Here is a 15,466-nt window from a genome sequence, read left to right as displayed (position 1 = left end):
GACCCGCCTTTCGCGGGGAGCAGGCCCTCGGGCCCGCTCCCCGCGAAAGGCGGAGCAGCGTCTCATACGTAGAAACTGTCCTGATTCCCCATCAGGGAGATGACAGAAAGGACGCCATGGAGATGTGACCTAACATGAGCTTTGCCACTGGACGAAGCACGCCAAGCGCCTTGCCCGTGATTTCGGGCGCAAGCGGTGGGGCGATGAAGGCTATGCGATGGAAGAACTTGTCGCCGAGCTGGGCGCGGCCTTCGTTTGCGCCGACCTCGCCTTGACCCCGCAGCCCCGCGAGGAACACGCCCGCTATATCGCGTCATGGCTCAAAGCCCTGAAAGATGACAAGCGGGCCATCTTCGCCGCCGCCGCCCATGCGCAGCGGGCCGCCGACTATCTCGCCGGCCGGCAGCCCGTCGCCGATAGCGGGCCGCAGGCAGAAGCGGCATGAACAAAGCGCCGCCCGTAGGGGTACGGGCGGCGCTTGCTAGAGGATAGGACTAGCGGATTCAGTGTCGCGCGCCGGTCAGGCCGGCGGCAAGCGAAAAAATTGGCCGCCCGGCCACGGCCAGGCGGCGGGCGCGCTCCGCGCAGGACCAGGCCTGATTCCCTTCGGTAACACAGTAATTTACAGAACGGTGGGCAAGTCCGCTGCCCTCGATTTTTACGCTTGATGTCAAACGTCAGAATCGGGACAATCACCTCATAGGGGGAAGGCGTGTCATGCCTCGTCGAGCCGTACATCCCGGCGAGGTTCTCGCCGATGAGCTTCAGCAGCTGGGCATTTCGCCGACCGAGCTGTCGCGCCACCTCAATGTCCCGCCCAACCGGGTCACGCAGATCATTCACGGCCGGCGCAGCATCACCGGCGACACCGCGCTCCGGCTGGGGCACTGGTTCGGAAACTCCGCCGAGTTCTGGCTGCGCCTGCAAAACGCATACGACATCCGCATGGCCGAGAAAAAGGCCGGGCGCGAGATTGCCAAACTGCCCGTCCGGCGCGGCGGCGCTGGCTTGGAAGGAGAAGGAGCCGCATGAACGCCGTCGAGATCGAGGAAGCCATATCGGCATTGGCCGAGCAGCCGTTCGACGGCGCTGAGTTCCCTTATCGCTTCCTCGAAGCCTTCGGCAACAAGGCGACGACGATCAAGAAGCTGCGCGCGGGCGCGTCGAACAGCTCGGATATGGGCGGTGTCCTGCAACGGAATCACATACATATCGCTGTCTGCGCGCCGGGCGAAGTCACGCGGACGCTGGCAGCGCTGAAGGCGAGCCCGGCAACCGCGAAGGCGAAGGCGCGCTATATTCTCGCTACCGATGGCGAGACGTTCGAGGCGGAGAACCTGGACTCCGACGACGCGCCGGTCGCCTGCGCTTACGCCGATTTCCCCGACCATTTTGGTTTCTTCCTGCCGCTCGCCGGCATCACCACCGTCAGGCAGGTTCGCGAAAGCTCGTTCGACATCCGCGCCACGAGCCGCATGAACCGGCTCTATGTCGAGCTTCTGAAGGACAACCCCGAATGGGGAAGCGCCGCCCGCCGTCATGACATGAACCATTTCATGGCGCGGCTGATCTTCTGCTTTTTCGCAGAAGACACCGACATCTTCAGCGGCACCGGCCTGTTCACCGACACCATCGACCGGATGAGCGCCAAGGACTCGTCGAACACCCACGAGGTGATCGGCGAGCTGTTCCGCGCCATGAACACGAAGCGCGCAGACAGGGCGAGCGCCGCCATCCCGCGATGGGCGGACGACTTTCCTTATGTGAACGGCGAGCTGTTCTCGGGCAGCGTGGAAGTGCCGCGCTTCAGCAAGATTGCGCGTTCCTATCTCATCCACATCGGCAAGCTGGACTGGACGAAGATCAATCCCGACATTTTTGGGTCGATGATCCAGGCCGTCGCCGAGGATGAGGAACGCGGCGCGCTCGGCATGCACTACACATCCGTGCCGAACATCCTGAAGGTGCTGAACCCGCTTTTCCTCGACGATTTGCGCGCCCAGCTTGAAGAGGCTGGCGATAACGCCCGCATGCTGCTCAACCTGCGCAAGCGTATGGCGAAAATCAGGGTGTTCGACCCCGCCTGTGGTTCAGGCAATTTCCTTGTCATCGCCTACAAGGAAATGCGCGCCATCGAGGCCGAGATCAACAGGCGACGCGGCGAGGCCGACCGCCGCACGGAAATCCCGCTTACCAATTTCCGCGGCATCGAGTTGCGCGACTTCCCCGCCGAGGTTGCGCGGCTGGCACTCATCATCGCCGAATTTCAGTGCGACGTTCTTTATCGGGGACAGAAGGAGGCACTGGCCGAATTCCTGCCGCTCGACAAGGAAAACTGGATTACCTGCGGCAATGCGCTGAGGCTTGATTGGCTTAGCATCTGCCCGCCGACCGGCACCGGCGTAAAGTTCCAGGCCGATGATTTGTTTCATACCCCTCTCAATCAGGCGCAGATCGACTTCGACAACGAAGGTGGCGAAACGTATATTTGTGGGAACCCTCCATATCTCGGAAATAAGCTTCAATCAGATGAGCAAAAGTCCGATCTGGGCAACGTCTTCGACGGGCGAATCGAAGGATGGAAGTCCCTCGACTACGTAGCTGCATGGTTTATGAGGGCGGCAGATTATGGCACGAAGACTAGCGCGGCATCCGCCTTTGTTACCACAAACTCGCTGTGTCAGGGGCAACAAGTGCCACTCCTGTGGCCTGCGATACTTGCAACTAATCACGAAATTGTCTTTGCTCATACATCTTTCAAGTGGGCAAATCTGGCAAGCTATAATGCCGGCGTAACCGTAATTATTGTTGGCATTTCCAACTCTGAGGGGAAGCGGCGGAGGCTATACTCAATCGATCAGGACGGATCGACTCAAGAAAAGATATGCAATAACATTAATCCATATCTCGTAGACGGCCCGAACCTCGTTATTGAAGGCAAGCGCGAGCCGGGGCGAGGCCGTGCTCCGATGTTGTTCGGAAATATGCCGCGCGACGGGGGAAACCTAATCGTTACACAAGAGGAACTTACTGCAACAAGGCCTCGCCACGATGACGTATTTAATAAGTATCTGAGGCGATTTGTCGGATCCGAGGACTTCATCCAAGGCAAAGCACGATATTGTCTTTGGATCGAAAAAGCTCAGCACCAGGACGCTCTGCGGTCGACGCAGATAGCAAAACGACTGGATGCCGTGAAGGAGATGCGACTTTCGAGCAAAGCAGGATCGACGCGCGACTATGCAAAGGCTCCCTACCGATTTGTCCAAATACAAGGCACTGCCAAGGTCAACACTCTGATAGTGCCCCGTCACAGCTCGGAGCGCAGAACATATCTCCCAGTCGGATTGTTGGACGCGTCCGCGATCATCGCCGACAGCGCATTCGCAATTTACGACGCGCCATTGTGGACGCTCTCGCTAATCGCTTCCCGCCTTCACCTTGTCTGGATAGCAGCAGTCTGTGGAAAGCTCAAAACGGACTACCGGTACTCCAACACGTTGGGCTGGAACACGTTCCCATTGCCCCGCCTTACTGCGAAAAATGAGTCGGATTTGAACGACTCCGCGACCAACATTCTGTTGACGCGAGAAAGCTATTTTCCGGCGTCAATCAGCGAAATGTACGATCCTGACGAGATGGAAGGTGCATTCCCGTCTTTGCAGCAAGCTCACGACCGCAACGATGAGATCGTCGAGCGCATCTACATTGGGCGGAAATTTAGGAATGACACTGAGCGACTCGAAAAGCTCTTCGCAATGTACGCGGACGATCAGAAAGGCGGTCAACGCAGGGAGCAAATGGCGACTGGGACGGGAGGCCGCGCATGACTCAAGTCGATTACATCGCGCAGCCAACCTCGCGAACAACGCTCGAAGCCATTGACGGCATTCTATCGCAGGCCGGGATCGAAGCGATGGACGTAGCCGCAGCATACATCACGTCAGGAGGCCTTAGTGATCTGGTCGTGCGCAGCACCGCGACATTGGGGGCTGGGTGGAATGCCCTAGAGAAGAGATGGCTTACCTCATTTGACTATTGCCGAACGGAGCCTGTCGCCCTTGGTGCCATGCTTGCAATGCCGGCTTCATCTGTCCGCGTGTACGACGCCCAATTCTGCTTGGCTCATGGGGGTATACCGAGGGTGCCCTTTCACCCGAAGGCCTATTTGATGCGCAGTGACCAACGAGATTACGCCCTTTCGGGGTCTGGCAATCTCTCACGGTCTGGATTGTCGAGGGGTGTTGAGGCCGGGCTTGCAATCAGTGTGGATCGATTGGTCCCGGATGAGCCAACGTCGGTCGCCGCCCTGCAGGCGCTGCGCGATTGGTACGCAGCGACGTGGGCTGCCGCAACACCTTTGAATGCAGCGTTGCTAACAGACTACGCCAAAGTTTTCGAAAGCGCAGAAAACCTCAAAAAGCCCACCCCAACGGAGGATGACGTTGCAACCAGCGACACCAGTGCAGGTGCGATTTCTAGCGCAAACCTGCAGAAACTAAGAGTTTGCCGAAATTTTTGGATCGAAGCAGGCAACATAACAAAAAATAGAGGCCCGCTTCTGCCCGGAAGCCAGCTGATGATGAAGCGACTTTCGCGCGTATTCTTTGGCTTTCCACCAACTGACTTACCAACGAATACTCACATTGGAAACGTCCTGATAAGCTATAATGCCGGGAATTTGGAACAATACTCGCTGACCTACAGCGACAACAAGATGGACAAGCTGAATCTCCCCATTCCAGGCGCAGGTGGACCGGTTACCTACGATGGCCAGCTCTTAATTTTCCGACAGTTGGGTCCAAAGGCATTTGACTTAACCTTGGGGACGCCGGCGGACAAAGCGAATTGGTTGAAGAGAAGCCGCGCGATTGACGGCGCATTCAAAATGACAAGCGGCCGCGAGTGGGGAGTGTTCTGATGGCAGGCAATAAGAACGACGGTGAAGGCATGCTCGCGGTTCCTTCCGTTTCAGTCTCCTATGCCAGCAACGGCTCCTCAGCCAAAGCGAACGCGCTCGGCATGCGGCCTATGCAGGAACGCGCCTATGAAAGGCGCGGCGAGCAGTATCTTCTCATCAAGTCGCCACCGGCCTCGGGCAAGAGCCGGGCGTTGATGTTCATCGCGCTCGACAAGCTCGCCAATCAGGGATTGAAACAGGCCATCATCGTCGTGCCGGAAAAATCCATCGGCGCGAGTTTCCATGACGAGCCGCTTTCCAAATACGGCTTCTCCACCGACTGGCGCGTGGAGCCGAAATGGAATCTCTGCAATGCCCCAGGTTCCGACAACGGTGGCAAGGTCAATTCGCTTGGCGCTTTCCTTGAGGGGGACGACAAGGTGCTGGTCTGTACCCATGCGACCTTCCGCTTCGCCGTAGATAAATTCGGCGTGGAGGCTTTCGATGACCGGCTGATCGCCGTAGACGAATTCCACCATGTTTCCGCCGATCCCGACAGCAAGCTGGGCCAGCATCTCGGCGCATTCATCGCCCGCGACAAGGTGCATATCGTCGCCATGACCGGCTCCTATTTCCGGGGCGACGCTGTGCCGGTGCTGAACCCGCAGGACGAGGCGAAATTCGATACCGTCACCTACACCTATTATGAGCAGCTCAACGGCTACGAATATCTGAAGCAGCTCGATATCGGCTATTTCTTCTATTCAGGCTCCTATGCCGACGACATCCTTAAGGTGCTCGATCCAGCCGAGAAAACCATCGTCCACATCCCCTCCGTCAATTCGCGCGAAAGCACGAAGGACAAGATCAAGGAGGTGGAACACATCATTGAGGCCCTGGGCGAATGGCAGGGGGCCGATCCTGTCACCGGCTTCCAGATGGTCAAGACACCGGATGGGCGGGTACTGAAAATTGCCGATCTCGTCGATGACGATCCGGGCAAGCGCGACAAGGTTTCCGCCGCGCTGAAGGACGCAAGTCAGAAAAACAACCGCGACCATGTCGACATCATCATTGCGCTCGGCATGGCGAAGGAGGGCTTCGACTGGATTTGGTGCGAGCACGCGCTCACCGTGGGCTATCGGTCGAGCCTCACCGAGATCGTTCAGATCATCGGTCGCGCCACCCGCGACGCGCCGGGCAAAACTCGCTCCCGCTTCACCAACCTCATCGCCGAGCCGGATGCGTCCGAGGACGCCGTGACTGAGGCCGTCAACGACACTCTCAAAGCCATCGCCGCCAGCCTGCTCATGGAGCAGGTGCTGGCGCCGCGTTTCAACTTCACACCGAAGAACTTGCAGAGCGGTCCGGTTCAGGGCTTCGACTATGGCGAGGGCGGCTACGATCCCAACAAGACCAATGTCGGCTTCAACGAGCAGACGGGTCAGTTCCAGATCGAGATCAAGGGGCTGGCGGAGCCGAAAAGCCAGGAAGCTGCACGTATCTGCACCGAGGATCTGAACGAGGTCATCGCGGCCTTCGTCCAGGATAAAACCGCTATTGAGCGCGGTCTGTTCGACGAGGAACTGATCCCCGAGGAACTGACCCAGGTCAGAATGGGCAAAATCATCAAGGACAAATATCCCGAACTGGACGAAGCTGATCAGGAGGCTGTGCGCCAGCACGCCATCGCCGCCCTCAACCTGACGCAGCAGGCCAAGCAGATCGCGCTCGGCGGCGGGGGCGGCGGCAGCGACGAGCCATCCGCCAACACCGCTCTGATCGACGGCGTGCGCAAATTCGCATTGAGCGTGACCGAACTCGACATCGACCTGATCGACCGGATCAATCCGTTCGGCGAAGCCTATGCCATCCTCGCCAAGACCATGAGCGAGGACAGCTTGAAACAGGTCGCCGCGGCGATTGCCGCCAAGCGCACCAGCCTGACGCCGGAGGAAGCGAAGGAGCTTGCGGTCCGCGCGGCCAGGTTCAAGAAGGAGCGCGGGCGGCTTCCCGCCATCGACGCGCAGGACCCTTGGGAGAAGCGCATGGCCGAAGGCGCAACCGCCTTCATGCGGTTCAAGAAAGAGGGCCGCTATGACTGATTTCGATCTTGACGAACTGGCGACGGAACTCGCCGACTTCGCCCCGCCCGAGAAGAAGGGAGGCCGGTCCCCGCGCGAGGAACGCATCATCGCCGGCTTCGAGGAAATCCAGCGCTTCGCTGATGCGCACGGCCGTGCTCCCCAGCACGGGGAATGCAACGACATCTTCGAGCGGCTCTATGCCGTGCGCCTCGACCGGCTGCGCGCGAGCGAGGAATGCCGCTCGCTTCTCGTCCCGTTAGACCACCAAGGACTTCTGGCTGGCGCGACGACAGCCGCTGCCGCGCCGGTCGAATCGATGGACGATGATGAGCTGCTGGCCGAGCTGGAGGGCATGGCCGGCGCGTCGGACATTACCGAGCTTCGCCATGTGCGCACCGCCGCCGACAAGCGCGCCGCCGAGGAAATCGCCAACCGCACCGTCTGCAAGGATTTCGAGACGTTCAAGCCTTTGTTCGCCCAGGTGAGGAAAGACCTCGATGCCGGCATTCGCCAGACGCGGCCGTTCCAGACAATGGCTGAGATCAAAAAGGGCGAGTTCTTCATCGTCGGCGGCCAGATTGCCTATGTCGCGGAAGTGGGCGAGGAGTTCATGACCGAATACGACCGGCGCGACAGTCGCCTGCGCGTCATCTACGACAACGGGACGGAGAGTGACGTATTGCTGCGCTCATTGCAGCGCGCGCTTCACCGCGACGACGCCGGACGGCGGATCACTGACCCTGCCGCCGGGCCACTGTTCGCCGGAGAGAGCGAAGACGGCGACCTTGCCAGTGGCACGATCTATGTGTTGCGCAGCAAATCCGACAACCCGGTCGTGGCCCAGCACCGCGATGTGCTGCACAAGATCGGTGTGACCGGCGGCAAGGTTCAAACGCGGATCACCAACGCGAAGCTCGATCCGACATTTCTGCTGGCCGACGTTGAGATCGTCGCCACCTATGAACTCTACAATATCAACCGCACGCGGCTCGAAAACCTCATCCATCGCATCTTCGATCCGGCCCGGCTCGACATCGAGATCAAGGATCGCTTCGGCAATCCGGTCATCCCGCGCGAATGGTTCCTAGTACCGCTGTTCGTCGTGGATCAGGCCGTGGAACGGATCAAGGACGGCACCATCACCGGCTATCGCTATGACCCGAAGGCGGCGGCTCTGACGCGCGCGGACAAGTAGGAGTCGCCTTGCCGTTTCCACTTTCTCCTCAATCCATCGAGGCTCTGGCTCAGGTTATCAGCGGCGGGGGCGGGAACGACCCGACGCCGCCCATCGGCATTTACCGCAGCGGCCCGAAGATCGAGACATTCATGCGCGGCTGCAACGTGGACTTCCGCGTTGCCGGGTCGCGGTTGCCTTCGCTTGTCGACTGCCTGCTCGAAATAAACAGGGGCTATGAACCGGAGAAAGTGCTGCCCAGGATCATCGAGGCCGCCGCCGACCCCCGCGATTTTGCTAACGATCCTCCGCGCCATGCCGCCGTGACAGAATACCTCAATGGCGTGCTACGCTACGACGGATTTGAACTTCTGCAGCAAGGACTCCGCGTCCGGCTCGTTGTTGCTGGTCATGCAACGCCAGTTGTCGAACGGCTGTCGGGCGTGGCCGATACGATCAGCTTTGACACGGTGGGAAGGGACCTTGACCGCGCCCTCGCGAGTATCGATAGCGACCCCGAGGACGCCATTACCGCCGCATGTTCGACCATTGAGAGCGTTTGCCGGTCCATCCTCATTGAACTGGGGGAGCCTTTGCCGGCTAAGAAGGATGTGTCCGGCCTTTTCAACGCCGTCAAAAAGCCCCTTGGCCTATCCCCCGACCGCAGCGACCTCGACTCGCTGATTGCCGATGATGTTCGCACCACCCTTGGCGGGCTGGCGACGGTCATCAACGGCATCGGCGCGTTGCGCACCCATGCCGGCGACGCCCATGGTCGGGAACGAGGCTACGCGCGCGTCGACGCTCGCATCGGGCGTCTCGCCATCCATGCCGCCAGCACGGTTGCTCTGTTTCTGATAGAGACTTGGCAGCGCAAGTTTCCAGCCCGCGCCTTGCGTCGGCATGATGATCCGGCATAGCCAGCGACGCCGCTATCCGACCTGCTCCGGGAACAGGCCTGGCATCCAGCGCGAGGCGAGCTTAGCTGGAAAGTTCAGCCGCAGCGGCGCACGGCTGCTTTCCGAGGTCAGCACCTCTCGGTCGAGCAGAGCGGATGTGATGCGGCGCGCCTGACGCTCGCCCGTGCCCAGCAGCGCGGTGACCTCCCCTCTGGGCAGGTCGCCTCGGAACAAAACAGCTTCCAGAACCGCCCCCGATTTCGGCGGGAGCTTATCGGCGCGGATTTCTTCCTCAGTCCATATTAGAATGCGGTCGCGCAGCCTGTTCGGCTGGACCAATTCTTCCATGAATGCCACCTGATCGATGCAGGTCTCGAGGAAGAACCGCGTGAAGCTCGCGAGCGCTTGTTCGCTAAGCGTGCCCCGGCCATCGAGATCGTTCCGGCGCGGCTGGTCGCAATCAGCCAGATGCGCCTTGTAACGGTCGACATTCCGCGCAAGCCCGCGCGCAATGGACCATATGCCGCCGGTGTCGAGCGCCTCCCGCAGAATGGCATAGGACATGAGCCTTGCGACGCGACCGTTGCCGTCGAGGAACGGGTGAATCCATAACAGGCGATGGTGCGCTCCAGCCGCAGAAAGGATCGTGTCGGTCCTGCCGAGGCGGCTATAGGCTTGCTCGAACCGGGTCAGGAACCGCCCGACCGCGCCTGGGCTGATCGCCACATGCCTCCCAACCTTGACATCGCTATCGCGTAACGCGCCGGGCACGACCTTCATGCGCTCGCCCGTGTCGGGGTTCGCTGCCCAAAGCATCGCCTCGGGCAGCAATTCGCAGAACCTCCCGTGTATCTCGCGCAACCCGTCCACGGTGACCGCGCGGCCGTCCAGCCCGCCGGCATCAATCCATTGCTGCACGGCAATGTGTGCCTTGGCTTCGAGCTGGAGGTCACGCTTCTTGGCATCGGCGCTGTAGTCATCCTTCAGCGCGCGCTCTATGTCGACCGGGTGCGTGTCGTGCCCTTCAATGAGATTGCTGTAGTAGCAGTTCATGGCACGAACGAGCTGCGCAAGCGCCGCCGTAACGCCGTCCGGCAAGCTGCGCCGGAAACCCGCTGAGCGGCTTGCCAGTTCAATCGCCAGGTCGGTGACGGCCGTGCGGCGCGTGGAAGACTCCCCGACCAGCATGGGCTCCATCAGGCCGATGGCTTCCCCCCGGTCAGATAGCGCCGCTTCCATGTCCGCTTTTATGTCCGTTTTACTATCGCTCATCCATCAACAATACCATGCGCTTATGCCATAAGCCAGTGGTTCTCGGCCGTTCGGATGTCCGCTTTTATGGCCGCTTCGTGGGCCAACAGGCAACGCCAGCCCTTGGCATCTTCCGTTCGTTGTAGCCCTCGGAAATTCCGCTGTCCTGCCGGACGGCGCTTTGCCCTTCAATGGTCCGCCCGCACCACCCCGCCAAGGGGCGGACCGTGTTGACTATGACGGCGGCAGCCCATGCCGCCCGGCCTTTCGTCCGCGTCCTTCGGGACGATCAACAACGAACGAAAGGAAAGACAATGGGACTGGATATGTACGCTCACTTCTTGTTCGACGCACCGGCAACCGCCGTGGACTTCGAGGTCGCGAACTACGGCGAATTGCACTACTGGCGCAAACATCCCAACCTGCACGGCTGGATGGAACGCCTGTACCGCGAGAAAGGCGGGCAAGACACATCGTTCAACTGTGTCAATCTACTGCTGACGCGCGAAGACCTGGACCGGCTCGAATCCGACATCCGTTCTCGCAGCCTGCCACCGACGTCCGGCTTCTTTTTCGGCGAGAGCGACGGCTCCGAAATCGAGGACGACCTTCGCTTCATCGCCAAGGCCCGCAATGCCATCGCCGAGGGACTCACGGTCTTTTACTCGTCGTGGTGGTAGTCCCCAACGCGAAACGGGCCGGCGATAAGCCGGCCCGTTTCTTTGTTCAGTAGATGCGGCAGCTTCTCAGCTCGCCTTCGCCCTGCGCGGCGGAAAGAGCAGGGGATGCCGCCCCTCGATGAATTCCGCCAACTGGTCTTCCAGGTTGCCGACCAGAAGGTTTGCCAGATACCGCCCGGCGCGGTCGAAATCGGCCTGCCTGTCGATATCGATGGCGGGGCCGACGACGCGCAGGCTCCCCTGAATGCGGCTCTCGATGAGGCGGTCGAGCCAGGCCATGAAAATCAGGCTCGCGTCCGAGACCTGCAAGGTAATGGCCCGCTGCGGATTTTGTCCGTCCGCCGCATTTTCGGCCACTCTGTCCAGCTGGGCATGAAGCTCGGCAAACTCCACCATGACCGTCGGCGAGGGTTCCGGCATCTGAAGACGGCAACCGTTGCATTTTGGGTTGGTGCAGCGCTCATTGTGATGGCCCTGAGACAGCTCCATGATGGCAAGACCGGCTTCCAGCAGGTCCATCAGGAACGCGCCGTCGAGATTCTTGCCGCCGCGCAGCGCCACAGCACGATTTACGAAATCCTCGCTCAGTTCGAGACCGGCGGAATGTGTGGTCGGTTCATTTGTCATCGGTGCAACTCCTTTCGCTTGAGCTGCATCCGTTATGCGGGCTAGACCGCCGCCGGTCGTGGCCACAAGCTGGTCACGCTGCACGAGCGGAACGCGTGGTCGCACGGCATCTGGAAAATGCGAATGCGCCGGTGCCTGCCAAATCGTTGATTTGATTGCCGCCCTGTGCCCTATTTTCCGTAAGTTATATTATCGCACCGGCGGATTGCGCCGACTCCGAGCCGCTTCCTCCGGTAACCGGCATTAAGATCATGCCGGGTTCGCTTGGCGTTCCCGATGCCCCGGCACCGCACCAAATCAGAATCGGGCCGAAGGGCTTTCTGTTCCGCGACGAAGACGCCGCCAACGCTCCGCCCGCGTGCAGGTCATGATTTCGCGGATCGCGGCGGCGGCTCTGCCGTTGCCGTGCCTTCAGATGATGATCGCGCGTTCCATCCGCTTTGGGTTTTGCTCGACTGATCACGCCTGAACCTGAGCGAGCACGCCGCCGATGCAACAGGCTGCCCGCTCCGTTCGCTGCGCTCCCGTGTTGCCTGTTTCCCTGCGGTGCATTTGCGGCTCGAAGCCCGCTCTGAAGGTCAGCGTGTCGAGAAACCCCAAGCGAAAGGAGCTTACATCATGGCACGCAATGAAAAGCAGAACCGCCGCCCCGCCCGCGAAACCCGCAGTCCGGCCTACATCGCCTGGCACGTCGCCGGAAACGAGGACAAAGCCTTCTGGACCCGCATCGGCGCGGCCTGGACGCATCAGGACGGCGAGGGCCTGACCCTTCAGCTCGACCTGGTGCCGGTAAACGGCGGGCGCATCGTCCTCCGCCATCCGAGCGAAAATAACAACGGAGCGGGCGCGTAAGCGCCCCTCCCACCGCTCGGAGGACAACATCATGCGCAAGCATTCCCATGTCGAAACCGCCCGCGCCGCGCTGGCGCGCGCCGCCTGGAGCCGGGGTGACAGTCCCACATACGGTCAGGAAGCCGTCTCCGACCTGCTCGCCGACCTGAAGCACTTTTGCGTGGCAGCCAACATCGACTTCGCCACGTGCGACCGCCTCGCCGAAATGTACTTCGACGCTGAAAGTGAGGACGAGCAATGACCCGTCCCCTCACCGACGCCGACCGGCGCGAAGGCTTCATGCGCGCGACCGGCGGCTTTTCCCGCTCGAAAGAACGATGGGCCGAACGCGCCGTGCTCGGCATGACCGACGCCGAACTGGCCGAAGCGCTCACCTTCGAGTTGGGCATCTTCGGCGGCTCCGGTGGACCCGATACGCTGGACCTGACGTTTCAGGGTGCCGGCCTGAAGATCTGGATTTCATGGGGCGTCCACAACCACGTCATCATGAAGCCGACCTTTGAGGGCAAGAGCAGCATCGCTATGGCGCGGCTCGTCTACGGCATCAAAGACCCCGCCGACAAACAACTTGCGCTCTTCTGAGAGTAAGCCGCGCAAATAGGAGTGCCTATTCAAGATCATTGCTCAAAGCAGTATAGTCTACTAGCCGCCGCGCAATTGTATGACGACAGATAGTCTGTCCAGTCGGAGTCTATTTGGGTTCGATGGCCGATGCGCCCAGTTCCACTTGCGGACCAATCACTACAGTGGTCAGTTGGCGCTGACCCAGCCTGAGTTCCGTCCGTGGCAACGTTCGTTCGCACGCCGTTCGCACTGGGCGGCAAGTAACCCGTTTCGGAGCCAATGGAATTATCCAGTGACCCATCGATTAGATCGGTCCAATTGTCGGCCACCACGATACCATCCACGCGCACGTAGGGAACGGGCGAATGGATGAAGCGCGTTGCCGGCGCGCTCGCAGGATCAGAGCCTGCGATCCACGCTTTATAGGTGCCGACCAGTCCTGCTTTGTTGGCCCGGTCCTGGCAAATGGCATCTGCACCGGCGACGCCGCCAATACTGTGCCCTGAGAACTCGCTAAGTGTGTAGAAAACCACCTTCTTGTCAGGGGCTCCCCCGCATGCGGTACAGGGCATTCTGCCGATGAATCTCCAGGTGTCGCCGTCGCAGTATTGCAGAACCCGGTACTCTTCGTTGAAGACTAGTGTTCCGCCTTCTTGCACCGGTGCTGTGCAGCCGTCGTTCGGCCCCGGCGGGTTAAGCGGTCCCATCCGCCACCAGTTTGAGCCATCGCACCATTGCGCGACCCGATAGTCGGCGTTGAAGATCATACTGCCGGCCATCCCGTCAGGACCGGTACAGGCCGGCTGAAGATGCACCATGCACATTACGGTGGTCGCCCCGCATTGGTCCGTAAACTTGGCAAGACGCTCAGGATAGTAGCCAGTATCCGTAACGCCAAAATTGGTGTTGTTAGCAGTCGATCCGGATGTCCAGTTGCTGCACGTCAAGCCGGTCGCAGGCTGATTGCTGCTGGTGCGCCCGGATATGATCCAATGAAAGTCGTTGAAGGCATCTGGCGTGTCCCACAACAGACCGTCGTCCGGGTAGTAGCCGCTGGCCGTCGCTGTCGCCGTGTACCCGCCTGCTGTCGGATGGTAAGTTGTCGCAAGGCGGTAGTCTGCCCCCGGCTCCATGTCCTGACAGGTACTGTCATCGCACAGCCATGCCTGCACATTGGCGGCATGGAGCTGGCCGGCCGCAACCGCATCTGACTTACCGAGCCAGTTTGCTGACTGCAGATGCGTGAGGCAGGCGGCGTTCGCGCCGGCAAGAGCGCCGAAATTTGCATCCGGAAACGTGAGAGCGAAATCTGTGGCAACCAAGTAGCCGTGGTCCGGGGCGGAGGCCCCGCAATCCGTCGCCATCAACCTGTTCGTGCCGTTGACCGCCACAGCCGCGAACGATCCGTTGCCGTAGGTGACTGCCTGCCACTGGTTCGCTTCCGGCGCCGTGCGCGCTGTCCAGTTAATCCCATCCGGCGAGGTCATCACCTGATTTGTACCGCTCACCGCCACCGCCACGAAGAGCCCGTTGCCGTAGGTAACGGAGGCCCACGGGTTCGCCTCAGACGCCGTGCGCGCGGTCCATGTGATGCCGTCCGGCGAGGTCATCACGCGGTTGGTGCCCACGTTCGCCACCGCAACGAACAGACCGTTACCGTAGGTGACGGAATACCACCCGCCTGACGCTACCGTGCGTGCCGTCCATGTGATCCCGTCTGGAGACGTCATGACGCTGCCGCCGCCGTTGCCCGTAATCGCAACAAACTGCCCGTTTCCGTAGGCGACTGCCTGCCATAAGTTCGCCTCAGCCGCCGTGCGCGCTGTCCAGTTAATCCCGTCCGGCGACGTCATCACCTGATTCGTGCCGTTTCTTGCCACCGCAACGAACAGACCGTTACCGTAGGCGACTCCTCGCCACCAGTTCGCCTCCGCCGCAGCGCGTGCGGTCCATGTGATGCCGTCCGAGGACGTCATAACCCGGTTGGTGCCGTCTTGCGAAACCGCAACGAACAGCCCGTTGCCGTACGTGACCGAATACCACTGGTTCGCTTCCGGTGCCGCGCGCGCTGTCCAGTTAATCCCGTCCGGCGAGGTCATCACCTGATTTGTGCCGCTATACGCAACCGCAACGAACAGGCCGTTGCCGTAGGTGATGGAATACCAATCGCCTGACGCTACCGTGCGTGCAGTCCATGAGCCGATGTAGCAGGCCGCGCCAGGTCCCTTCGGAAACGCAATCCAGTCTGAGCCATTGCAATACTGCATGGCGGCACTGCCACCATCAAAGGCGACCGCGCCCGCCTCACCAGCGGGATTGATGCACGCCGCCTGCGCAATTCCGGGAATCGCGAGAAAAAAGAAAAGCAATATCGAAAATAAATACTTACGATGTTTCATTCCTGTTTAATGATACACTTACCTTTATTAAAA

General features: G+C 60.4%; 13 protein-coding genes and 1 pseudogene. 11 read left to right on the top strand and 3 right to left on the bottom strand.

Features of this window, described 5'->3' with window-relative positions:
* Positions 1-133: 133 nt before the first annotated feature.
* From JG739_RS09155 to JG739_RS09125, 7 genes and pseudogenes are all read left to right on the top strand, one after another.
* Positions 134-445 (top strand): annotated as a pseudogene (locus JG739_RS09155) (zincin-like metallopeptidase domain-containing protein); the annotation flags it as partial.
* Between the two features lie 272 nt (positions 446-717).
* Positions 718-1,032 (top strand): HigA family addiction module antitoxin, encoded by a 315-nt coding sequence (locus tag JG739_RS09150; RefSeq protein ID WP_202366186.1) that lies wholly within the window; start codon positions 718-720, stop codon positions 1,030-1,032.
* Entirely contained in the window at positions 1,029-3,830 is a 2,802-nt protein-coding gene (locus JG739_RS09145) for a class I SAM-dependent DNA methyltransferase (protein ID WP_202366185.1), read from the top strand. The genes JG739_RS09150 and JG739_RS09145 overlap by 4 nt, the downstream gene beginning before the upstream one ends.
* Positions 3,827-4,921 (top strand): hypothetical protein, encoded by a 1,095-nt coding sequence (locus JG739_RS09140; RefSeq protein WP_202366184.1) that lies wholly within the window; start codon positions 3,827-3,829, stop codon positions 4,919-4,921. Before JG739_RS09145 ends, JG739_RS09140 begins: the two co-directional genes overlap by 4 nt.
* On the top strand, positions 4,921-7,005 hold the full coding sequence (locus tag JG739_RS09135; protein ID WP_342216440.1) for a DEAD/DEAH box helicase: 2,085 nt from the start codon (positions 4,921-4,923) through the stop codon (positions 7,003-7,005). The genes JG739_RS09140 and JG739_RS09135 overlap by 1 nt, the downstream gene beginning before the upstream one ends.
* Positions 6,998-8,182 (top strand): GIY-YIG nuclease family protein, encoded by a 1,185-nt coding sequence (locus tag JG739_RS09130; RefSeq protein WP_202366183.1) that lies wholly within the window; start codon positions 6,998-7,000, stop codon positions 8,180-8,182. The genes JG739_RS09135 and JG739_RS09130 overlap by 8 nt, the downstream gene beginning before the upstream one ends.
* Positions 8,183-8,190: 8 nt before the next feature.
* Positions 8,191-9,081 (top strand): abortive infection family protein, encoded by an 891-nt coding sequence (locus tag JG739_RS09125; RefSeq protein ID WP_202366182.1) that lies wholly within the window; start codon positions 8,191-8,193, stop codon positions 9,079-9,081.
* A gap of 12 nt (positions 9,082-9,093) precedes the next feature.
* Here the strand turns inward: JG739_RS09125 and JG739_RS09120 are convergent, their stop codons facing one another.
* Complete coding sequence (locus JG739_RS09120) at positions 9,094-10,332, bottom strand: Fic family protein (protein ID WP_202366181.1); 1,239 nt, start codon at positions 10,330-10,332, stop codon at positions 9,094-9,096.
* A 293-nt stretch (positions 10,333-10,625) separates the two neighbouring features.
* Here JG739_RS09120 and JG739_RS09115 point away from each other — a divergent pair, with 293 nt between their 5' ends.
* Positions 10,626-10,991, top strand: coding sequence for a phosphoglycerate kinase (locus tag JG739_RS09115; RefSeq protein ID WP_202366180.1), 366 nt, complete (start codon positions 10,626-10,628; stop codon positions 10,989-10,991).
* Positions 10,992-11,057: 66 nt separating this feature from the next.
* Here the strand turns inward: JG739_RS09115 and JG739_RS09110 are convergent, their stop codons facing one another.
* Complete coding sequence (locus JG739_RS09110; protein ID WP_202366179.1) at positions 11,058-11,684, bottom strand: hypothetical protein; 627 nt, start codon at positions 11,682-11,684, stop codon at positions 11,058-11,060.
* Between the two features lie 552 nt (positions 11,685-12,236).
* Between JG739_RS09110 and JG739_RS09105 the strand changes: the two genes are divergently transcribed.
* The 3 genes from JG739_RS09105 to JG739_RS09095 are packed head-to-tail and all read left to right on the top strand — an operon-like array spanning position 12,237 to position 13,052.
* A complete protein-coding gene (locus JG739_RS09105; protein ID WP_202366178.1) occupies positions 12,237-12,470 on the top strand; it encodes a hypothetical protein in 234 nt (77 codons plus the stop codon).
* A 31-nt stretch (positions 12,471-12,501) separates the two neighbouring features.
* Entirely contained in the window at positions 12,502-12,711 is a 210-nt protein-coding gene (locus tag JG739_RS09100; RefSeq protein WP_202366177.1) for a hypothetical protein, read from the top strand.
* 38 nt (positions 12,712-12,749) lie between these two features.
* Entirely contained in the window at positions 12,750-13,052 is a 303-nt protein-coding gene (locus JG739_RS09095; protein ID WP_202366176.1) for a hypothetical protein, read from the top strand.
* 35 nt (positions 13,053-13,087) lie between these two features.
* Here the strand turns inward: JG739_RS09095 and JG739_RS09090 are convergent, their stop codons facing one another.
* Positions 13,088-15,433 carry a hypothetical protein gene (locus JG739_RS09090; RefSeq protein ID WP_202366175.1) on the bottom strand — a complete coding sequence of 782 codons (2,346 nt, stop codon included), beginning with the start codon at positions 15,431-15,433 and terminating at the stop codon, positions 13,088-13,090.
* Positions 15,434-15,466 lie beyond the last annotated feature (33 nt).

This window comes from Mesorhizobium sp. L-2-11, from assembly GCF_016756595.1.
Taxonomy (GTDB): Bacteria; Pseudomonadota; Alphaproteobacteria; order Rhizobiales; family Rhizobiaceae; genus Mesorhizobium.
This window is presented reverse-complemented; position numbering and strand designations above follow the sequence as displayed.